Below are 21,632 nucleotides of genomic sequence, written 5' to 3'. Positions count from 1 at the left end.
TTATATCGATATCAGTATATCACAAAAACTACAAATTCCCTATAAAAAAAGAGACTCTGTCCCTATTTTACAGAACAAAGTCTCTTTCTCGTCTCTACCTGGCATCGGTACAGGAATCCTGCCTTCCGTCACAAACCGGCACAGGGAACCTGCCACCTGCATTCATTTAACTATGAGAACAGGGCATCCGGAATGAGTTACGACATAACTACTGACCGAACCCATGAACAACCCTTTCAGCGGTCCCAGGCCACGGCTTCCCATGACGATCAGATCGGCTTTATACTTTTTAGCAACTGATAAGACGGCTGGTCCGGGCGAGCCGACTTCAAAGACTGTTTTCACGTCGATGCCTTCCGGTACTTCCTTAGCAAAATCGTCGAGGACGCCTTTGCCTTCTTCTTCCATATCGAGGGCGACCTGTTCAGTCACATAACCGCTGGCATTGGGAATCTGATCAAAATTAGAAATGACGGATACGATATTAGCCACGTACACCAACGTAATGGACGCACCCAAAGAAGAAGCAAGAACTATAGCATGTTCTAATGCGCGTTTGGAGTTCACAGAACCATCGGTTGGGACAATGATATTTTTGTAAGCTTTCATATAAATCCCTCCTCGTCTCACCATCGTACTGACCTTTCCTATTATATGTATTCGCTATTATCTATCAAATTCCTGCAAAACTTATTGAAAATTTTTAAAAAAATCTCTCCTATTGCCAGTCCTCGTTTTATACGATTATGCGCATATATAATTCTGTATAATCTTATCCTGGTTTCAGGTATAGTCTGGAATGTACACATTTCATAGCTATTTATGCATAGCCACGAGACATTGATTTGTGCTATAATAAAATTAAGTTTATTAAAAATTTTAACAAGAAAGGTGATTTACATGAACAAACTGTGCAGGATACTGTCTGGCTCACTGGCTTTGCTCACACTCAGCGCACCACCGGTATTCGCTAACGAGGCAGCCCATGAATTAGTGAACAATTCACTGCCCGTTTGGAGCATCATCCCCTTCGTCGGCATGCTCCTGTCTATTGCTATCATCCCTCTTTTTAAAGGTGAATGGTGGGAAAAGAATATGAAGTGGGTCTCTCTCGGCTGGTCGCTCATCTTCCTCATTCCCTTTTCCGCAGCCTACGGTGCCGGTGAAGGGGCCTTTCGTCTCCTCGAATCGGTACTGCTGGACTACATCCCATTCATCGTTCTGCTCTACGGTCTCTTTGTCGCCGCTGGCGGCATCGTCATTAAAGGTACTCTGGCCGGCACGACAAAAATCAATGCTCTGCTGCTGCTCATCGGCACGGCACTTGCCAGCTGGATTGGGACGACCGGAGCTGCCATGCTGATGATCCGTCCTCTCATCCGGGCCAATGCCTGGCGCCAGAAGAAAGTCCACATGATGGTCTTCTTCATCTTCCTCGTCGCCAATATGGGCGGCTGTCTCACCCCCCTTGGCGATCCGCCACTGTTCATGGGTTTCCAGCGCGGCGTTCCCTTTACCTGGACGTTCCATCTGCTGCCCATCCTGGTGTTCAACCTGATTCTTCTCTTTACCGTATTCTGCCTCATCGACCATCATTACTACAAGAAAGAAATCGCTGCCGGCCGTTCCCCTATGGACATGCAGAAAGAAGGTCATAAAGAACCGATCCGCATCGAAGGGGGCCACAACCTGATTTTCATCGCCATGATCATCGTCGGCGTACTGGCTAACGGCCTGCTTCCGGAAATGATTCCTGCCTTCGCCCACGGCGCCGGTATCCATGTCTACGATGAAATCGTCTTCCCCTTTGCTACACTGGCGGAAGTCATCATTATCCTCATCGCGGCTTTTCTCTCCCTTAAGACTACGAAAGAACATACCCGTGAACTCAACGAATTCACTAACGGCCCGATTATCGAAGTTGCCGTCCTGTTCATCGGTATCTTTATCACCATGATTCCGGCACTGATGCTGCTCAAGACACACGGTGCCGAACTGGGTATCAACCAGCCCTGGCAGATGTTCTGGGCTACGGGCTTCCTCTCGTCGTTCCTGGATAACACGCCGACATACCTTGTATTCCTGCAGACAGCCGGTGCTCTCGGCGCTGCAACAGGTATTCAGACAGCCGTCGGTACGGTCAGCCAGATCATGCTGGAAGCCATTTCGGCTGGTGCCGTATTCATGGGCGCCAATACGTATATCGGAAACGCTCCTAACTTCATGGTCAAGGCGATTGCTGAAGAAAACAACATCAAGATGCCCAGCTTCTTCGGTTACATGGCCTGGTCCAACTCCATCCTGATTCCGGTGTTTATCATCGACACCTTCGTATTCTTCCTGCTTTTCATTTAAGAAACAGGCATGACTAAAAAAGCGTGCTGCGCGATAAGAGAATTATCGTGCAGCACGCTTTTTTGCTATGTCTCACTCCCGGACGACAGTATTGAACCAATAGCCATCTTCCCATCTTATAAATAAAAAAACTGCCGCATACGCGACAGTTCCTATTTGGTGATCCACCCGAGATTCGAACTCGGGACACCCTGATTAAAAGTCAGGTGCTCTGCCAACTGAGCTAGTGGATCATGGCTGGCAGGGGTAGCTGGATTCGAACCAGCGCATAGCGGAGTCAAAGTCCGGTGCCTTACCACTTGGCTATACCCCTATGGGGCGAGTATAGGGATTCGAACCCTAGCATAACGGAGCCACAATCCGCCGTGTTAACCGCTTCACCATACCCGCCATATGTATTTCGATTATCTCGCACACAGTATCGAGTGCCGATAACGTAGATGATTTTATCATTTCCTGAACGTTCTGTCAATATGTTTTTTGCATTTTCTTCTATTTTTTCTGTACACACCACAAATTCCTCGACTAATGATTATTTATTAGGAATCTCTTTTCTATTTTTCTACGATATTTCATTTGAACGCTTCCTCTTTTTTTATAATATGGTAAAATATAATGTAGACTCTATCTATACAAGTTTCCAGATATAGTTACTACTACAGACTAATTGTGTGAGGTTTATCTATGAAAAATTTATTACATATCGGCATCGATATTGGTTCTACAACCGTAAAAATCGCCGTACTCGATGAATTAAAGCACTGCCTCCACGCCTGCTATGTCCGTCATTATACGGATATCCGGCAAAAGGTCTGGGATCTGCTGGAAAATGCCTATGAAATTTTTGGCGACCGGCAGATTACCATGGCGATTACCGGTTCGGGCGGCATTGCACTGGCAGACTATCTTGGCATTACCTTTATCCAGGAAGTCATTGCCGGCACCAAAGCCGTACGTACGTATCATCCCCAGTCAGACGTCATCATCGAACTCGGCGGGGAAGATGCAAAAATCACCTATCTTACCGGTGGTAACGAACACCGTATGAATGGTAACTGCGCCGGCGGAACAGGTGCATTCATCGATCAGATGGCGACGCTCCTGCACACCGACGCCAGCGGCCTCAATGCACTGGCAGAAAAATCGGATACCCTGTACCCTATTGCCGCCCGCTGCGGTGTCTTCGCCAAAACGGACGTACAGGCCCTCCTCAATGATGGTGCCAGCAAGGAAAATGTAGCAGCTTCGGTATTCCAGTCCATCGTCCTGCAGACCATTACAGGCCTTGCCTGTGGCAGACCTATCCGAGGAACAGTCTGCTTCCTGGGCGGACCGCTTACCTTCCTTCCCCAGCTGCGCAAGCAATTTGCCCGGACGCTGCATCTGCGCGACGATCAGGTCGTTGCGCCGGAAAACGCCCAGGTCTATGTCGCCATTGGCGCGGCTCTTGGCAGTTTTAAAGAAAAACCGCTCTCCTTCATGCATCTCATGCGGCAGCTAAAAAATGTGGATGAGTCATCTCTGGCACAGTCGGACCGGGTGGAACCTCTCTTTGCATCCAAAGAAGAATTCGACGAATTCAATCGCCGCCACAGCGAGCATACGGTCCCCAGAGCCGACCTTTCATCGTACCGCGGCCCATGTTATCTCGGCCTCGATGCAGGCAGCACGACAATCAAGGCCGTCCTCCTGAGTGAAGACAACAAAATTCTCTATTCCCATTATCAGAACAATGAAGGCAGCCCGCTGAAAGCAGCCCAGAAAATCGTTGCTGAAATCTACCGGCTCCTGCCGGAAGGTGCCTTCATCGCCAAATCGGGTATCACCGGGTACGGCGAATTTCTGTTAAAAGAAGCCCTGCACATCGACCTTGGTGAAGTAGAAACGATAGCCCATTATCAGGCCGCTGCCCATTTTTGCCCTGATGTCGATTTCATCCTTGATATCGGCGGACAGGATATGAAATGCAGCCGCCTGAAGGACGGCCACATCGAAGATATCCTGCTCAATGAAGCCTGCTCATCGGGCTGTGGCTCTTTCCTCGATACCTTTGCCAAATCGCTGAACTTATCCATCGAAGAATTTGCCAAAGCGGCACTCTTTGCCAAAAGCCCGATCGACCTGGGTTCCCGCTGCACCGTCTTCATGAATTCCAAGGTCAAACAGGCCCAGAAAGAAGGGGCAACCCTCGCCGATATCTCCGCCGGCCTTTCCTACTCGGTCATCAAAAATGCCCTGTACAAGGTCATCAAAGTAAAAGATCCGGCCAAACTGGGCAAACATATCGTGGTCCAGGGCGGCACGTTCTATAATGACGCCGTACTGCGCGCCTTTGAAAAGCTTCTGGGCCGCCACGTCATCCGTCCGGCTATCGCCGGCCTCATGGGCGCTTTCGGCATGGGACTGATCTGCAAGAATGCCTATCACGAAGACCATGCCACATCAACGCTCCTCAGCCGGGAAGACCTGGATGGCCTCAAAGTCACGACATCAATCCGCCACTGCGGTTTGTGCACCAATAATTGTCTTCTCACGGTCAATACCTTTAATGACGGCCGGTCTTTCATCACGGGGAACCGCTGTGAACGGGGCGCTGCCGGTTCGTCGGCCAAAAAGCGTAAGCCTCTGCCGAATATGTACAAGGTAAAGTACAACCGCCTGTTCAACCACTATAAGCCGCTGGAAGCAGGAAACGCTCCCCGCGGTACCGTAGGCATTCCCCGCGTGCTCAATATGTACGAAGATTATCCCTTCTGGTTTACCTTCTTCACCCACCTTGGATACCGCGTCGTCTTATCCGATCCTTCGTCTAAAAAGCTCTTTGAAAAGGCCATGGAAACGATTCCTTCCGATTCGGCCTGCTATCCGGCCAAACTTGTCCACGGCCATATTGAAAACCTGCTGGAAAAAGGTGTCGATCGCATCTTCTATCCCTGCATCCAGAACGGGCCCAAAGAAGGCAGTAAAGACAATACGTTCAACTGCCCCATGGTCATGAGTTACCCGGAAGTCATCCGCAATAACATGGCCGAACGGCTGAGCGATACGAATACACGGTACCTGTGCCCATTCCTGCCGCTCCACGACCCCAAACGTATTGTCCCGCGCCTGCAGGATGAACTCCGCATATGGGGACTGGAAAAAGGCGAAATCAAAGAGGCCTGTGAAGCCGCCTGGAAAGAAGAAGAAGCGTATAAGCAGCAATACTATGCCATGACCAAAGCCACGTTGGACATGCTCGCCAAAAAAGGCGAACGGGCTATCGTCCTCTGCGGACGCCCCTATCACGTCGATCCGGAAATCAATCACGGCATTCCCGAACTCATCAACAGCCTGGGCCTTGCCGTCCTCACCGAAGACGGAGTGGCGCCGCTGGGACAATTCCCGGGCCACCTGCGCGTTGTAGATCAGTGGTCCTATCACTCCCGCCTCTACCGTGCGGCCCAGTACGTCGAACAGCATGCCAACCTGGAACTGGTGGAACTGAATTCCTTCGGCTGCGGTCTCGATGCCATCGTCGCCGATCAGGTGCAGGAAATTCTGGCACACGGTCATAAAATCTATACGCTGCTGAAAATCGACGAAGGCTCCAACCTCGGTGCTATCCGTATCCGCCTGCGGTCCCTTCTGTTCGTCATGAACCACCGCAAACCCATTTCGGACAAACCCGAACCTTATACGTATGAAAAAGCCGTCTTCACCAAAGAAGACAAGGCAAAGGATGTCATCCTTGCACCGTCTATGACGCCGATTCATTTCCCCTTATTCAAACCGGCTTTCGATTATGAAGGATACCGGGTAGAAATGATCCATCACCAGGGACAGAAGGCAATCGACACCGGCCTGGCGTATATTCATAACGACGCCTGCTATCCGGCAATCATGTCCCTTGGCCAGATTATTACGGCGCTTAAATCGGGCAAATACGACCTGAAACATACGTCTGTCATGATTTCCCAGACGGGAGGCTGCTGCCGTGCTACCAACTACATCGGCATGATACGAAAAGCCCTGGCCGATGCCAATCTGGGCGATATCCCCATCCTGTCCCTGAACCTCAAGGGACTGAACAAACAGCCGGGATTCCAGCCCCATATCGGCTTCTGGCACCGTCTGGTCATGGGCATGATTTACGGCGATACGCTGCAACAGGTGCTGTACCGGACCCGTCCCTATGAAAAGGTAAAAGGTACGGCTGAAGCCCTGTTTAAAAAATGGCAGAACAAATGCATGGCCGACCTGAAAAAGGCCGACCGCTCCACCTTCGTGAAGAATATCCGCGCCATGGTGCAGGAATTCGATAACATCGATATGATCGACGAAAAGAAACCCCGTATCGGACTGGTCGGGGAAATTTACGTCAAATTCCATCCCATTGCCAACAACCACATCGTACGCATGATTGAAGAAGAAGGCGGGGAAATCATCGTATCCGGTCTGGCTGACTTCTTCTTCTACGGTCTCCTCGACGACCAGTTCCGTTACAAACACTTGTCTGGCAGCTGGTGGAATAACTTCAAGAGCAAGTCCTTCGTGAAGCTGCTGGAATGGTACCGCAAACCCTACAGGGAAGCCGTAGCCCGGAGCCGCCACTTCGACCCCATCACGTCGATTTACGACATTGCCGAAGACGCAAAGAAATTCCTGTCTCTCGGCCATGAAGCCGGCGAAGGATGGTTCCTGACCGGGGATATGATCGACCTGATCAAACGGGGCGCCAAAGATATCGTCTGCCTCCAACCCTGGGCCTGCCTGCCCAACCACGTGACTGGCAAGGGCATGATCAAGACCTTGAAAGCGGCATTTCCGGAAACGAATATCGTCGCCATCGACTACGACCCCAGTGCCAGCTCGGTCAATCAGACCAACCGCCTGAAGCTGATGCTTACGACGACCTTTGAAAGCATCCGCGAACCGGTCGATCCCAAAGAAAAACCGACCCTGCCCTTTCTCAACGGAGTCCGTTTAAACGAAGCCATAAAAGAGTAACACGATTGAGACTGTCTTTCCAGGCAGTCTCTTTCTTTTCCCGAAAATCTTTTTCTCATCTTCCTCTCATATATATCAGATTTTTGTTGCCCATTGAGAGTAATCAATTTATAATAAAATATATGTTTTTATATTCCTTATGTTTTTATTGAAAGGAGATACACTATGCAAACTGAAACTGGTTTTCTGGACCGGCTATTCCATTTATCAGCTAATGGCACGACAGCCCGGACAGAAATGCTGGCTGGTATCACGACATTCATGACCATGGCCTATATTCTGGCCGTCAATCCGGCAATTTTAAGCATCACCGGCATGGATAAGGGCGCTGTCCTTACGGCAACGGCTCTGGCTTCCTGTCTGGGTACGGTCTTTATGGCTGCCTTTGCCAACTATCCCTTCGCTCTGGCACCCGGCATGGGCCTCAACGCCTTCTTCGCCTTTACGGTCGTCCTGCAGATGGGTTATTCCTGGCAAATGGCGCTGGCCGCGGTTTTTATTGAAGGCATCATATTCATCGTCTTATCCCTTACGAACGTCCGCGAAGCTATCTTCAATGCCATTCCCATGACACTGAAAAAAGCCGTATCTGCCGGTATCGGCCTGTTCATCGCCCTTATCGGTCTGCTCAATGCCCAGATCATCGTCGCCAACCCGGCTACCAAGATTTCCCTGTTTTCCTTTAAGCAGTCTGTGGCAACCGGTACCTTCCACACCGTCGGTATCACCGTCCTCATCGCTATGATTGGGATTCTGTTCACGGGCATCCTGATGGTCAAAAAAGTACGGGGCAATATTCTCTGGGGCATCCTGGGCACGTGGATTCTGGCCGTCATCTGCGAACTGGCCGGCCTCTATGTACCCAATCCGGAGCTGAAAATGTTCAGTGTCATCCCCAATCTCTCCGCCGGTGCCGCCTCGTTCGTCCCGGCCAGCATGACACCCATTCTGGGCCAGCTCGATTTCAGCAATGTATTCAGCCTTGATTTTCTGGTCGTCATGTTCGCTTTCCTCTTCGTCGATATTTTCGATACCCTGGGTACACTCATCGGTGTATCGTCCAAAGCCAACATGCTCGATGCTAACGGCAAACTGCCCCGCATCAAAGGCGCCCTCATGGCCGATGCCTGTGCCACCACCATCGGGGCCGTCCTCGGCACGAGTACGACGACGACCTTCGTCGAAAGCGCTACCGGCGTCAGTGAAGGCGGACGCACGGGCCTTACAGCCATGACGGTTGCTGTTCTCTTCCTGCTCTCGTTGTTCCTCTCGCCGATTTTCATGGCCATCCCGGCCTTTGCAACGGCACCGGCCCTGGTCATCGTCGGTTTCCTCATGCTCACTTCCGTAGCCGGAATCGATTTCAATGACTTCTCCGAATCTATCCCGGCCTACATTACCATCATTGCCATGCCGTTCTGCTACAGCATTTCCGAAGGCATCTCATTTGGCGTCATTTCCTACGTAGTCGTCAACGTACTGACCGGTGGACAAAAGAAAATCAGTCCTCTCATGTACGTCCTGGCCGTCATCTTTGTATTAAAATATATCCTGCTATAAGGAACGATAGGTCCCCTAATAAAAAACGGCAGCAACATGCACTTTCACAGTCATGTTGCTGCCGTTTTTTTGTCTCTATCGTCTGGTATGACAAGCCCATATATCAGTTCTATCCACCAAAAGCCTGACGCCACGCCGCTTCCCGTTCATCTGCCGGATTTTCCCGGACCGGTTTTTCATGCAGTACATCGATAGCCACACGGGCCATGGCCTTGGCTCCGACAAGGGCCTGTATTTTTGCATATCGGCTACCGGCAGCGGCGGCAAATTCCGGCGTATGGGCCGATATGTCATAGCCGATACAAAGACTGGGCTGACTGATTCGGGTGATATAACTCACATTGCCCACATCGGTAGACCCTTCGGCGAAATCATCGTCTTTAATATCAAATTCTTCCCCGAGTTCACTGAAGGCGTCGGCAAAATCGACATCGAGGCGGGGATCATTGACCATATCCATGAGCAGCGGTTCATAGTGATACATAGTGAGCTTCGTTCCATGTGCATCGGATACGCGCTGTGCAAGAGCCTTGATCTGGGGCAGCATGGTCTGTTCCAGGTATTCCGTCTTCAGGGCCCGGATAGTCGCCCGCATCACCGCCCGGTCAGGAATGATATTGGGCGCCGTCCCTCCTTCGGTAATGATGGCCCCAATGATATGGCGTTCCGTAAAAGTCTGTTCCAGTTGTTTCAACTGACCGTAAAAATCGACGAGGGCATCGAGGGCATTGATTCCATGGTATGACGGGTCGGCCACATGGGCCGGCTTCCCCGTAAAGGTGAATTCCAGCGGATGGGTCGCATAAGACGTCCCTCCCAGAGTCGTCTTGTCTTCCCCGGGATGGATGATGAGCGCCGCCGTAAGAGAATCAAAGACATGGTGGGCACTCATGTAGGCCTTACTGGCCGCCGTTTCTTCTGCCGGACAGCCATAGACATGAATCGTCGCCTCATCCGATGCTGCGGCTGCAAAGGCAATAGCCGCTCCCACACTCATGGCGGCAATCAGATTATGGCCGCAGCCATGGCCGATACCGGGCAGTGCGTCGTATTCGGCAAGAAAGCCGATATGTACCGGGCCGCTGCCACAGACGGCCTCAAAAGCCGTCGGGAACGCTTCGGGCACGCAATCACCCACGGTAAATCCCGCCTCTGTCAGCACGCGGCGCAAATAGGCCGAAGCCAGGACCTCCTGCGTCCCCAATTCCGGATGACTGTGCAGATAGTCTGCTATATCCCAGATACACTGTTCTATCTCATCGACCTTGCGGTCGCTGATGTCTTTCATCGTCTTTCCATCCATATCCTGTCCTTCTTTCTTTGGAAATGTCCTTCCCGATTCGTTTCATCCCAGCACCAGCCGTGCTTTTTCTTTTCCAGCTATGAGATGGGCCGGCCGTCCCAGGGGCAGCCAGCCGTTATGGCGGTCGTGGCCGTAGGGCAGGCCCCAGATGGCCGGTTTCCCCCAGCGCCGGACGTACTGTTCGATGACTTCCCGCACGGTCCATTCGCCTGCTGCCGGCTTTACGGGATGGCAGCGGGTAAATTCGCCAAAGGCAAGTCCTGCTATGCGGTCGATGAGTCCGGACTGTTCAAACTGGCAGAGCATGCGGTCGATAGCATAGGCTTCTTCCCCGATTTCTTCCAGAAACAGAATCTGTCCCTGCCCATCCAGTTCATAAGGTGTCCCTATGAGCGACGAAATGAGCATCATATTGCCACCGGCAAGATTGCCTTCTGCATCGCCTTCGACGAGGGTTTCCAGGTGATGTCCCCGGGGCAGCCGGACCGGGCCGGTCATGGCCGGATTGGCAAGTCCTGCCGCAAACTGTTCATACGTATAGCGCGTGGCTTTTCCACCGAGACCCGTGAGCATCGCTCCGTGGATGGTAGCCAGGCCGGACCGCTGGAGGAGAGCCGTGTGGAGGGCCGTGATATCACTGAATCCGATGAACAGTTTGGGATGGCGGGCAATGGCATCATAATCCAGGAGCGGCAGCAGCCGGGCTGCCCCATAGCCGCCGCGCATGCAGAGGATCCCGTCTATAGAGGAATCGGCAAAAAATCCGTTGATATCCCGAGCCCGCACGTCATCGCTCCCGGCCAGATATCCCCAGCGCTCCTGCACCGACTGGCCGCACTTCGTCTTAAGTCCCAGGGAATGAAGATAGGCCAGTCCCGCCTGAAAGCGCTTTTCATCGAGCGGCGCCGACGGAGCGACGATTCCCAGAGTGTCACCGGGCTGCAGGGCCCGGCCTAATGTATACTGCTGCAAGAAGACCAATCCTTTCTCACGTTTTCTCTATTTTTCAATATAGGCTTCCTTTAAATCAATCAGTCCCAGGGGACTCCAGTGATAGCCTTTGACATAAGGCTGTACGACAAAAGGCTGGGTCGTATAATAAATCGGTATAAGCACACAATCGTCGAAGAGTATCTGCTCTGCCTGATGCATGTACTCCATACGCCGGCCCAGGTCTTTTTCTTCTTTCGCTTTGCCGACTAAATCTGCATAGGCCTCATTATGGTACTGGGCGTCATTTTCTTCGTCGGCAAATACGTCGAGGAAGGTCATGGGATCGGCATAATCGGCTACCCACGATGCCCGGGCCACCTGATAGTTTCCCTGTGTCCGCGAGGCCAGGTATACTTTGGCTTCCTGATTGGTAAGTTCCGCATGGACACCCAGATTTTCCTGCCACATGGCTTGCACGGCTTCGGCAACGGCCTTGTGCATTTCATTCGTATTAAACAGAATCGTCACGTCGGGCTGATGAGCTTCATCATAGCCGGCTTCTTTCAGGAGTTCTTTCGCTTTTTCCACATTTTCTTCCTGAAGATTCCCGCCTTCTTTGCGGAAGTCCTGACCGGTAGCCGGATTTTTCATTCCCGGCGGTACCCAGGCGTAAGCCGCTTCTTTGCGTCCCCGCACGATATGCTTCACCAGGCCTTCCCGTTCCATCGCCAGAGCGAAGGCTTTACGGACGCGGACATCATCAAAGGGGGCTTTTTGTGTATTAAAGACATAATAATAAGTCCCCAAATAGGGAGCTACCTGATAGAGTCCCATTGATTCCAGCCGCTGCTGTTCTGCCGGCGGCGGTTCTACCATCATATTGGCCTGCCCGCTTTCGACGAGGGTCAGCCGCGTAGACTGGGATTCACTGATGGGAAAATCGAGATAATCAGACCGCACATGATCCACGTCCCAGTAGGCCGGATTCTTCTTCACCACGATTTCACTGGAATGGACCCACGTTTCCAGGGTAAAGGGACCGCAGCCGACAAATCCGCTGGCATTGGCCGCCCACGTATCGGGATTGCCCCGGACGCAGGTTTCAGGGACGGGATAATAACAGTGAAACGCCGTCAGATTGAGAAAATACGCTGTCGGATTCTTCAGCCGTATCTGCAGTGTCTGGTCATCCAATGCCTTTATACCTACATCCTCTGCCATTCCTTTTTTCTTATTGTACGCTTCCGCACCGTCGATGATGAACATCATGTAGGCATTGGGAGACGCTACGGACGGATCGAGGACCCTCATCCAGGAATAGACGAAATCATGAGCCGTGATGGGAGTGCCATCGCTCCAGGTGATTCCCGGCCGCAAGTGAAAGGTATAGGTTTTTCCATCTGCTGACAGGTCCCAGCGGTCTGCCAGTGCTGGCTGGGGCTGATTGTCCTTGTCCAGCCGGGTCAGGCCTTCGAAAAGCTCGGCCTGCACGTTGGCTTCGGCCAGCCCCGTCGTCATAGCCGGGTCAAGGCTGGCCGGCTCGGCTTCCAGGGCATAACTGACCTTGTCATTTGTATCGGTGCCGCATCCCGCCAGAATCAGCATCAGCAGACACAGCAGGAGTATCCATAATTTCTTCATCACCGGACCTCCTTCCCGGCATGATGGCAGGCCACCATTCGTCCCGGCATGATTTCCTGCAGGACTGGGGCTTCCATCTTACAGCGTTCATCGGCCAGCGGGCACCGGGGATGGAACACACATCCCGGCGGCGGTGCCAGCGGGCTGGGGACTTCACCGGATATACAGACCTGCCGGCGATAGTGCGGATCCGGCACGGGAACGGCCGAAATCAGGGCCTGTGTATAGGGGTGCAGCGGCGTATGATACACGGCATCACCGTCTCCCAGCTCGACGAGGCGCCCCAGATACATGACGCCGATGCGCCGGCTGAGGTGATGGACCATGGCCAGGTCGTGGGCAATGAACAGGTAAGCCAGGTTGCGTTCTTTCTGCAGCCGCTGCAGCATATTGACAATCTGGACCTGGACCGAGACGTCGAGGGCTGAAATCGGTTCATCACAGAAAATGCAGTCTGGTTCCAGCGCCAGGGCCCGGGCAATGCCGACGCGCTGCCGCTGTCCCCCGGAAAATTCGTGGGGATAGCGCTGGGCCGCTTCCCGGGAAAGGTCTACTTCGTCGAGCAGCTGTGCCACGCGTTGCTGCAGCTGGATCCGGGACGAACAGATACCATAGTTGCGCAGCGGTTCGGCAATGATATCTTCGACGGTCATACGCGGGTCCAGCGAAGCGTACGGATCCTGGAATATCATCTGTACCTGGCGGTGAAATGCCGTTGCCGCATCGGGCTGCTGCACATCCTGCCCTTTGAACAGGACCGTTCCCACCGTTTTCTCATACAGGCCGAGGACAGTGCGGGCAAAGGTCGATTTCCCGCATCCCGATTCTCCGACCAGCCCGACCGTTTCGCCGGAATGAATCGCCAGCGACACGTCGTGAACGGCCGTCAGTACATTCCGGGGACGGCCAAGCCAGTCCGTGCGGACGATGAAGTTTTTTGTCAGATGATGGACATCAATGAGAGCCATGACACACCTCCCGTTCCGGACAGAACAACCAGCAGGCAACCGTGTGTCCTATTTCCCGTTCATAGACCGGCGGCGCCATATGGGCACAGATGCGCATTGCCCGGGGACAGCGCGGATAGAACCGGCACCCCGACGGCATGTGGAATAAATCCGGAGCCTGTCCGGCAATGCCTGTGAGGACTTTATCTTTATGGGCCGGATCTGGCAGCGACGCCAGCAGCCCTTTCGTATACGGATGGGCGGGATGATCAAAAATATCTTCTACCCGGCCCGTTTCTACGACGACGCCGGCATACATGACATAGACACGCCGGCACATCTGGGCGATGACACCGAGATTGTGGGAAATGAGGACGACGGCCATCTGATGTTCCCCTTGCAGTTTTTTCAGGAGCTGGAGGACCTGGGCTTCCGTCGTCACATCGAGAGCCGTCGTCGGTTCATCGGCAAACAACAGGCGGGGTTCACAGGATAATGCCATGGCAATGAGACAGCGCTGCCGCATCCCTCCCGACAGTTCATGCGGATATTGGTACAGCCGCCGCTCTGGCGACGTGATGCCCACTTCGCGCAATAGGGACAGGGCCTTTTGCCTTGCTTCCTGCCGGCTCATATGATGCTGGCGCAGGCCTTCTTCTATCTGATCGCCAATGGTCAGGACCGGGTTGAGGGCCGTCATGGGGTCCTGGAATATCATGGCCATGTCGCGGCCGCGGAGACGGTTCATGGCACTTTCGTCCAATGAACGGATATCTCTGCCGTCCCAGAAGATATGGCCCGATGAGTATATCGCGCTGTCGCCAGGGAGCAGTTTCATGACCGCATGGGCCGTAACGGATTTCCCGCATCCCGATTCCCCGACGATACCGACGGTTTCACCGGCATCGACGACGAGCGAAACCTGGTGGGTCGCTTCCAGTACACCCCGGTAAGTACGGAAAGAGATGGATAGATTGTCTATGGAAAGAAGATGGTGATTCATCGTCCGCCCTCCTTATCATTCTGTGGATCCAGGGCATCGCGCAGGCCGTCACCGAGAAACATAAAACCCAGCATGGTCAGGCACAGGGCCAGAGCCGGAAACAGGAGCTGGAAAGGAAAAGAACGCATACTATTGATGCCTTCCGAAGCCAGGACACCCCAGCTGGCCATGGGAGCCGAGACGCCGAGGCCGATGAAACTCAGAAAGGCTTCAGTGAAAATTGCATCGGGAATAGACAAGGTCAACGTCACGATGATAGGCCCTACACAGTTGGGGATCATATGGCGGCGCAGGATTTGCCAGGTGGATGACCCGCAGGACCGGGCGGCCATGACGTAATCCTGCTGTTTGAGGCTCAGGATCTGACCTCGGACGATACGGGCCATATTGAGCCAGTAGGCAATGCCCAGAGCCAGATAAATATTGATCAGGCCCGGTTTGAATACGACCATGAGGAGAATGACGTACAGAAGCATGGGAATGGAATAAAGGACATCGACGATGTGCATCATGATCCGGTCCGTCCTGCCGCCGGAGAGAGCAGCAAAACCGCCGTACAATACGCCTATGCAGACATTGATCAGACTGGCCACAAGGCCGATGGAAAGGGAAATGCGAGCCCCGTAGAGGACGCGGACAAACAAATCACGGCCCAGGGAATCGGTGCCGAACCAGTGATCCGGCCCGGGCCAGGCGTTGGCCATGGTCAGGTCCTGATCGGCGTACGAATACGGTGCCAGGAGAGGGCCGAACAGAGCCATGACTGTCATGATAATGACGATGCCCAATCCCCACAGGGCCAGTTTATTGTGTTTCATCTGCTGCCATCCCCGCTCCCGCAGCTTCTGGGGCGGCACGTACAGCGTTTCTTTATCTGCCTCCTGAAGCGGCGCAAAATCGTCTGGCGTCATGGTCATCCCTCCTTGTGGTTCTGCAGCCGGATCCGGGGATCCAGCAGCGGATATATGAGATCAATGATAAGATTCATAAAAATGATGAGAAAACTGTAAAATATAGTAATGCCCAGTATGACCGTGTAATCGCGGTTATAGATGCTGGTCACGAAATGGCGCCCCAATCCGGGAATGGCAAAAATCGATTCGACGATAAAGCTTCCCGTCAGCAGTGCCGCCGCCAGAGGGCCAATATAACTGACTACAGGGAGCAGTGCGTTGCGAAGGGCGTGATGGCAGAGGAGCCGCCGCGTACTGATACCGCGGGACCGGGCCGTCTTGATATAATCCTGGGACAGTGCATCGAGGACGCTGGACCGGGTCAGGCGCATGATAAAGGCCGTAGGATGGGCTGCCAGAGCCAGCGCCGGCAGGATAACGTAGGCCGGCCCCTTCCACATTGCTGCCGGCAGGACCGGCCAGGTAAAGGCGAAGAGCTGTATGAGGACGGCTGCCAGGATAAAACTCGGCACAGAAACGCCCAAGGTCGCGCCGAGCATCAGGGCGTAATCCATCCACGTATTCTTGCGCCACGCCGCCAGAAGACCGGCTGTTACGCCCGTCCCCAGCGCCAGCAACAGGCTGATCAGCCCCAGCTGGGCCGACACGGGCATACTTTCCGCTATGATTTCATTGACCGTCTGACCGGGATATTTGAAAGACGGCCCCAGGTCGAGTACGGCAGCGTGTTTCAGGTAATCGCCATACTGCGTCAGCAGGGGATCATTGAGATGATACCGTTCCTCTATGTTGGCCAGTACGGCCGGAGGCAGCTTTTTTTCTTCTGTAAACGGGCCACCGGGAATGGCATGCATGAGCCCGAAGGTAATCGTAATGACTGCCCACAGGACGACGATGGCACCGCCTATCCGCTTGATAATATACAAAAACATGGTCCTATCCTCTTTTCTTTTATAATGACACTGCTTTTATTATAGAAGTATAGGTATGAATTTTCAACGGATAATGTTGAAATTGTCAAACTGCCGTATTATAATAGTATAATACAAAAAATATCCGCCGGAGCCGCGACGCTTCTACTCAGCGTCGCGGCTCCGGCTGTTCCTTCTATTACCGCTGCCTGAAAGGAGCCGATTACGTGAACTGGAAAGTCTGTCTCGCTATCCTGACGTGCAATGTCGTTTTTATGTCGTCGAGCTATACGATGCTCATCCCCTTTCTCCCCATGTACCTGACCCGTGAGCTGGGCGTCTCCGCCACTTCGGTCAATATCTGGTCGGGGATTGTTTTTTCATCTACCTTCCTTGTCAGTGCCATCATGGCTCCTATCTGGGGAAAAATGGCCGACCGCAAGGGAAAGCGTCTCATGGCTATCCGCGCCAGCCTGCTCCTGTCTGTCAGTTACTTCCTCGGCGGCATCGTCACCACGCCACTGCAGCTGACATTTATGCGCATGTTCCAGGGATTTGCCGCCGGCCTGTGGCCTATGGAACTGGCAATCATGACCATTTATGCGCCGCCCCAGAAACTGGGCATCTGTCTGGGCATCATGCAGGGAGCCCTGACGGCAGGTGGCATCATCGGCCCGTTATTCGGCGGCATCCTGGCAGAACTGTTCGGTATGCGCATGTCCTTTTTCCTCGCCTCAGGCGCTCTCTTCCTGAATTTCCTCGTCCTCGTCTTTTTCATCAAAGAACCAGACCTCAGCCGTGTACCGGCCAAGCCGGCAGAGCCTGACGAAGGAGAGGCCACGGCCGAACCAAAGAGCCTGTGGAAAGTCCCTATCATCTTTCACATGCTGATCTGCTCTGCCCTGGTGCAGGTCGTCATCCTCATTGTCCAGCCTATCCTGACTACGTATATCTCTCATATGGCCCAGAATATGGATAATCTCGTCTTTGTTTCAGGCCTCGTCTTTTCTCTCGGCGGATTTGCCAGCGCCATCACGGCCCCCCTCTGGGGACGCTTCGGACAGCACCACGGATTCTTCAAATCCATGCGCTATGCCCTGGTCCTGGCTGGCATTTTCTTTTTCCTCCAGGCCCTGCCGACGACGCTCTATGGATTTGCTGCCAGTCAGTTCGCCGTAGGCCTGTTCTTCTCCGGCATTTTCCCCTCCATCAATGCCATCCTGGCCGAACACACCGACGCCCGCACCAAAGGCCACGTCTTCGGCCTGTTATTCTCGGCCCAGCAGATTGGCGCCATGACCGGTCCTATCCTGGGCGGTGCCATCGCCACCTTCATCGGCATGAAGTATGTCTTCTTCGCCGCCGGTCTCATCTTATTGGCCATCAGCTGGACTGTGCGCCGCAAACGCACCCAATACAGCCATTAAAAGACAGATTCTGGTCCTATATACACAAAAGAGGTTGTCCCACAAAGACAACCTCTTTTCTGTTTGTAGTTTGTAGATGTTGCACAGTCATTTTGCCATAAGCGGGAGGCACGGCTGAATAAAAAAAATCCGCGGCATGACAGCTAATTCATGCCACGGATTCATATATACTTCTATCAGGATCAGCCTTCCAGTACTTCCAGGAGGCAGTCGCCACTGATGATTGGTTTGCCTTTGACGGCATAGATTTCACCGACGACGCCATCGATGGGTGACGTAATGGTCGTTTCCATCTTCATGGCTTCCGTTACGACCAGAGGATCGCCCTTCTTGACTTTCTGGCCCTTGGTGACGAGGACGTTGACGACGGAGCCGGAAAGGGTAGCGCCGATGTCACCGATCTTGTCCGGATCGGCTTTCTTGCTGGTGACGCTGGTCTGGTCCACGTTTTTGTCCTGCACCTGGATTTCACGTTCTGCCCCGTTGAACATGAACGTGATAGTGCGCATGCCGCTGTCATCGGGATCGCTGATATTGATCAGTTTGATGACCAGGTCTACGCCTTCTTCCAGTTCGACCGTGATTTCTTCATTCTGCTTCATACCGAAGAAGAAGGTCGGAGTGTCGAGGACGCTGACATCGCCATATTTCTTGTTGCGGTCATTGTAGTCCGTAAATACCTTCGGATACTGGCAGTAGGCGTTAATGTCTTCGTCGCTATGGCTGTAGCCGGCGTCTTCCAGTTTCTTACGGATAGCTTCAAAATCAGCCGGTTCAAGCAATTTGCCAGGACGCTGTGTCAGAGGTTTCTTTCCCTTCAGGATAATCTTCTGGAGTTTTTCCGGGAAGCCCTGATACGGGAAGCCCAGACGGCCTTCGAAGAATTCTACGACGGACTGGGGGAAATCAAGGGTATCGCCCCTTTCATAAATATCTTTTTCCGTCAGATCGTTCTGTACCATGTACAGCGTCATATCCCCGACGACCTTGGAAGACGGTGTAACTTTGACGATATCGCCAAACATGAGGTTGACATCGTGGTACATCTTCTTGATATCGTTCCAGCGGTCGCCCAGTCCGACGGCTTTCGCCTGCTGGCGGAGGTTGGAGAACTGGCCGCCAGGCATTTCACAATAATACGTTTCCGTATTGGGATACGGTTCGGCCTTATCGACTCCTTTGTAATATGGCCGTACGGTTGCCCAGTAACGGGACATTTCTTCCATGGCGTCAATATTGAGGTCCGGCTGGCGGTCCTTGCCGCTCATGGCATAGTAGAAGGTATTCATGCTCGGCTGGCTCGTACCACCGGCAAAGGCCGAATAGGCCGCATCGACGATATCGACACCGGCGTCGGCAGCCCGGCAGAGGGTCGTCACGGCATTGCCCGAGCCATCGTGGGTATGGAGATGGATAGGCAGATCGACGGCATCTTTGAGAGCCGAAACGAGCTGGTATGCCGCTTCCGGTTTCAGCAGCCCTGCCATATCCTTAATGGCGATGATGTTGGCGCCGGCATTCTGCAGTTCTTTTGCCATGCGGACATAGTAATCAAGATTGTATTTCGGGCGGGACGGATCGAGGATATCGCCGGTGTAGCAGAGGGCGACTTCGGCAATCTTGCCCGTTTCCCGGACGGCCTGTACCGTTTCATACATATTATCCAGACTGTTCAGGCTGTCGAAAATACGGAATACGTCGATGCCGTTCTTGGCAGACAGCTGTACGAAATTCTTGACTACATTGTCAGGATAGCTCGTATAACCTACAGCATTGGCACCGCGGATGAGCATCTGCAGCAGGATATTCGGCGCCTTTTTGCGCATCTGGCGCAGGCGGTCCCAGGGATCTTCATAAAGGAAGCGGTAGGCCACGTCGAAGGTAGCGCCGCCCCAGCATTCATAGGAGAAGAATCCCGGCAGCTTTTTAGAAGCCGTTTCCAGTACGCGGAGCATATCGATAGAGCGTACCCGCGTCGCCATCAGGGACTGGTGGGCATCACGCATGGTCGTATCGGTAATGAGGACTTTTTTCTGGTCGAGGATCCACTGGGAGAATTTTTCCGGTCCCATGGAATCAAAAATCTGTTTCGTCCCGTCGGGATACGGGCCTTCTGCCGGCTGCGGCAGTTCAAGCCGTTCAAATTCCGGTTTTTCCTGCGGCCCTGCATTGGTGTAACCATTAATCGTCGTATCGCCGATGTATTTCAACAGCTTCGTGCCACGGTCATGAACGACAGGCAGATTGAACAGTTCCGGATGTTCGTCAATAAAGTTGACATTGTAATCGCCTTTGACAAAGGACGGCTGTTTCAAGACGTTGATGAGGAAACCGATATTGGTCTTGACGCCGCGGATACGGAATTCACCAAGGACGCGGAGCATCTTCTGTACAGCCTGGGCGTGGTTCAGGCCATAGGTCGTCGCCTTGACCAGCAGCGAGTCATAGTACGGCGTGATGATGGCACCGGCAAAGGCATTGCCGCTGTCGAGGCGGACGCCGAAACCGCCACCGCTGCGGTATACGATGATTTTTCCCGAATCAGGCATGAAATTGTTGGTCGGATCTTCGGTAGTGATACGGCACTGGATGGCATTGCCGCGGCATTCGATGTCGTCCTGGGACTTGATGCCGATTTCATCGCTGTCGAGGGCATAGCCTTCGGCCACTTTGATCTGCGTCTGGACAATATCGATACCCGTAATCATTTCCGTGACCGTATGTTCAACCTGGACACGGGGATTGACTTCGATGAAGTAGAACTTGCCATCAGGCGTTACCAGAAATTCTACCGTCCCGGCGTTGACATAATGGACATTGCGCATAAGTTTGAGAGCGGCATTGCAGATATCCTGACGCAGCTGCTGCGGCAGAGCAAAGGCCGGCGCGATTTCAACGACTTTCTGGTGACGGCGCTGGATGGAGCAGTCCCGTTCGTAGAGATGGACGACATTGCCGTGTTCGTCACCCATAATCTGTACTTCCACGTGTTTTGGGTTGACAATACACTTTTCCAGATAAATTTCATCACTGCCAAAGGCGAGTTTGGCTTCGGATTTGGCACGATCATAGGCATCGCGCAGATCGGCCATGCGGTCTACCATGCGCATGCCGCGGCCACCGCCGCCATTGACGGCTTTCAGCATGATCGGGAAGCCTACGTCTTTGGCAAATTTTTCTACTTCCGCATAATTCATGACCGGGCCGTCACTGCCGGGGATGTACTGGATACCGGCTTTTTTAGCCTGGATACGGGCGTTGATCTTATCGCCGAACATGATGAGGTGTTCGACTTTCGGCCCGATGAAGATGATGCCTTCTTCCTGGCAGCGTTTGGCCAGATCGGCATTTTCCGACAAGAAGCCGTAGCCCGGATGGATAGCATCGACATCGTGTTCATGGGCAATGCGGATTATATCTTCAATATCTAAATATGCATCAACCGGTTTCTTCCCCTGGCCTACCAGATAGGATTCATCTGCACGGAAACGGTGCAGGGAAAGCGAATCTTCCTTGGAGTAAATCGCCACGGTACGGATTCCCAGCTCGTTGCAGGCCCGGAATACGCGGATAGCGATTTCACCACGGTTGGCCACTAAAACCGAACGAATTTTTTTCATGAATAGTCCCTCCTGTTATATTGGATGGC

At 53.1% G+C, this 21,632-nt stretch carries 13 protein-coding genes and 3 tRNA genes; 4 read left to right on the top strand and 12 right to left on the bottom strand.

Annotated features, from left to right (window positions below):
* Positions 1-162 precede the first annotated feature (162 nt).
* Positions 163-609, bottom strand: coding sequence for a universal stress protein (locus tag B2U90_RS08700; RefSeq protein WP_059076683.1), 447 nt, complete (start codon positions 607-609; stop codon positions 163-165).
* 291 nt (positions 610-900) lie between these two features.
* Here B2U90_RS08700 and B2U90_RS08695 point away from each other — a divergent pair, with 291 nt between their 5' ends.
* Positions 901-2,355, top strand: coding sequence for a sodium:proton antiporter (locus B2U90_RS08695; RefSeq protein ID WP_113855414.1), 1,455 nt, complete (start codon positions 901-903; stop codon positions 2,353-2,355).
* 157 nt (positions 2,356-2,512) lie between these two features.
* Here the strand turns inward: B2U90_RS08695 and B2U90_RS08690 are convergent.
* The 3 genes from B2U90_RS08690 to B2U90_RS08680 all read right to left on the bottom strand — a co-directional run bounded on the left by B2U90_RS08690 (position 2,513) and on the right by B2U90_RS08680 (position 2,745).
* Positions 2,513-2,588, bottom strand: a tRNA-Lys gene (locus B2U90_RS08690).
* A 5-nt stretch (positions 2,589-2,593) separates the two neighbouring features.
* Positions 2,594-2,668: transfer RNA gene (locus tag B2U90_RS08685), tRNA-Gln, on the bottom strand.
* Between the two features lies 1 nt (position 2,669).
* Positions 2,670-2,745: transfer RNA gene (locus B2U90_RS08680), tRNA-His, on the bottom strand.
* 294 nt (positions 2,746-3,039) lie between these two features.
* Here B2U90_RS08680 and B2U90_RS08675 point away from each other — a divergent pair.
* Positions 3,040-7,344 carry a 2-hydroxyacyl-CoA dehydratase gene (locus B2U90_RS08675; RefSeq protein WP_292017601.1) on the top strand — a complete coding sequence of 1,435 codons (4,305 nt, stop codon included), beginning with the start codon at positions 3,040-3,042 and terminating at the stop codon, positions 7,342-7,344.
* 165 nt (positions 7,345-7,509) lie between these two features.
* Positions 7,510-8,904 (top strand): NCS2 family permease, encoded by a 1,395-nt coding sequence (locus B2U90_RS08670; RefSeq protein ID WP_059076680.1) that lies wholly within the window; start codon positions 7,510-7,512, stop codon positions 8,902-8,904.
* A 109-nt stretch (positions 8,905-9,013) separates the two neighbouring features.
* Here the strand turns inward: B2U90_RS08670 and B2U90_RS08665 are convergent, their stop codons facing one another.
* From B2U90_RS08665 to B2U90_RS08635, 7 genes are read right to left on the bottom strand one after another with little or no spacing between them, the layout of a single operon-like run.
* Positions 9,014-10,207 carry an amidohydrolase gene (locus tag B2U90_RS08665; RefSeq protein ID WP_292017600.1) on the bottom strand — a complete coding sequence of 398 codons (1,194 nt, stop codon included), beginning with the start codon at positions 10,205-10,207 and terminating at the stop codon, positions 9,014-9,016.
* Positions 10,208-10,249: 42 nt separating this feature from the next.
* A complete protein-coding gene (locus tag B2U90_RS08660) occupies positions 10,250-11,179 on the bottom strand; it encodes a S66 peptidase family protein (protein WP_292017599.1) in 930 nt (309 codons plus the stop codon).
* A gap of 27 nt (positions 11,180-11,206) precedes the next feature.
* Positions 11,207-12,781 (bottom strand): peptide ABC transporter substrate-binding protein, encoded by a 1,575-nt coding sequence (locus tag B2U90_RS08655; protein WP_292017598.1) that lies wholly within the window; start codon positions 12,779-12,781, stop codon positions 11,207-11,209.
* The gene (locus tag B2U90_RS08650; RefSeq protein ID WP_113855410.1) at positions 12,781-13,749 is read right to left on the bottom strand and encodes an ABC transporter ATP-binding protein; all 969 of its coding nucleotides are present in this window, start codon (positions 13,747-13,749) and stop codon (positions 12,781-12,783) included. The genes B2U90_RS08655 and B2U90_RS08650 overlap by 1 nt, the downstream gene beginning before the upstream one ends.
* The gene (locus B2U90_RS08645) at positions 13,736-14,731 is read right to left on the bottom strand and encodes an ABC transporter ATP-binding protein (RefSeq protein WP_292017597.1); all 996 of its coding nucleotides are present in this window, start codon (positions 14,729-14,731) and stop codon (positions 13,736-13,738) included. Before B2U90_RS08645 ends, B2U90_RS08650 begins: the two co-directional genes overlap by 14 nt.
* Entirely contained in the window at positions 14,728-15,642 is a 915-nt protein-coding gene (locus B2U90_RS08640) for an ABC transporter permease (RefSeq protein ID WP_083501484.1), read from the bottom strand. The genes B2U90_RS08645 and B2U90_RS08640 overlap by 4 nt, the downstream gene beginning before the upstream one ends.
* A gap of 2 nt (positions 15,643-15,644) precedes the next feature.
* Positions 15,645-16,577 carry an ABC transporter permease gene (locus B2U90_RS08635; protein ID WP_059076674.1) on the bottom strand — a complete coding sequence of 311 codons (933 nt, stop codon included), beginning with the start codon at positions 16,575-16,577 and terminating at the stop codon, positions 15,645-15,647.
* 206 nt (positions 16,578-16,783) lie between these two features.
* On the opposite strand from B2U90_RS08635, the gene B2U90_RS08630 reads away from it, so the two are divergent.
* Positions 16,784-17,983 (top strand): MFS transporter, encoded by a 1,200-nt coding sequence (locus B2U90_RS08630; RefSeq protein ID WP_075581962.1) that lies wholly within the window; start codon positions 16,784-16,786, stop codon positions 17,981-17,983.
* Between the two features lie 182 nt (positions 17,984-18,165).
* Here the strand turns inward: B2U90_RS08630 and B2U90_RS08625 are convergent, their stop codons facing one another.
* Complete coding sequence (locus B2U90_RS08625) at positions 18,166-21,603, bottom strand: pyruvate carboxylase (protein WP_059076672.1); 3,438 nt, start codon at positions 21,601-21,603, stop codon at positions 18,166-18,168.
* Between the last annotated feature and the right edge of the window lie 29 nt (positions 21,604-21,632).

The sequence above is a fragment of the Megasphaera sp. UBA4233 genome, from assembly GCF_002395615.1.
GTDB lineage: Bacteria > Bacillota > Negativicutes > Veillonellales > Megasphaeraceae > Megasphaera > Megasphaera hexanoica.
Note: the sequence above shows the minus strand (reverse complement) of the source record. Positions and strands in the feature narration are given on the sequence as shown.

Coding starts and splice junctions, on each gene's coding strand:
- B2U90_RS08655 (WP_292017598.1), bottom strand. CDS start 12,781: ATGAAGAAATTATGGATACTCCTGCTGTGTCTGCTGATGCTGATTCTG.
- B2U90_RS08665 (WP_292017600.1), bottom strand. CDS start 10,207: ATGGATGGAAAGACGATGAAAGACATCAGCGACCGCAAGGTCGATGAG.
- B2U90_RS08650 (WP_113855410.1), bottom strand. CDS start 13,749: ATGGCTCTCATTGATGTCCATCATCTGACAAAAAACTTCATCGTCCGC.
- B2U90_RS08645 (WP_292017597.1), bottom strand. CDS start 14,731: ATGAATCACCATCTTCTTTCCATAGACAATCTATCCATCTCTTTCCGT.
- B2U90_RS08635 (WP_059076674.1), bottom strand. CDS start 16,577: ATGTTTTTGTATATTATCAAGCGGATAGGCGGTGCCATCGTCGTCCTG.
- B2U90_RS08700 (WP_059076683.1), bottom strand. CDS start 609: ATGAAAGCTTACAAAAATATCATTGTCCCAACCGATGGTTCTGTGAAC.
- B2U90_RS08670 (WP_059076680.1), top strand. CDS start 7,510: ATGCAAACTGAAACTGGTTTTCTGGACCGGCTATTCCATTTATCAGCT.
- B2U90_RS08640 (WP_083501484.1), bottom strand. CDS start 15,642: ATGACGCCAGACGATTTTGCGCCGCTTCAGGAGGCAGATAAAGAAACG.
- B2U90_RS08695 (WP_113855414.1), top strand. CDS start 901: ATGAACAAACTGTGCAGGATACTGTCTGGCTCACTGGCTTTGCTCACA.
- B2U90_RS08625 (WP_059076672.1), bottom strand. CDS start 21,603: ATGAAAAAAATTCGTTCGGTTTTAGTGGCCAACCGTGGTGAAATCGCT.
- B2U90_RS08675 (WP_292017601.1), top strand. CDS start 3,040: ATGAAAAATTTATTACATATCGGCATCGATATTGGTTCTACAACCGTA.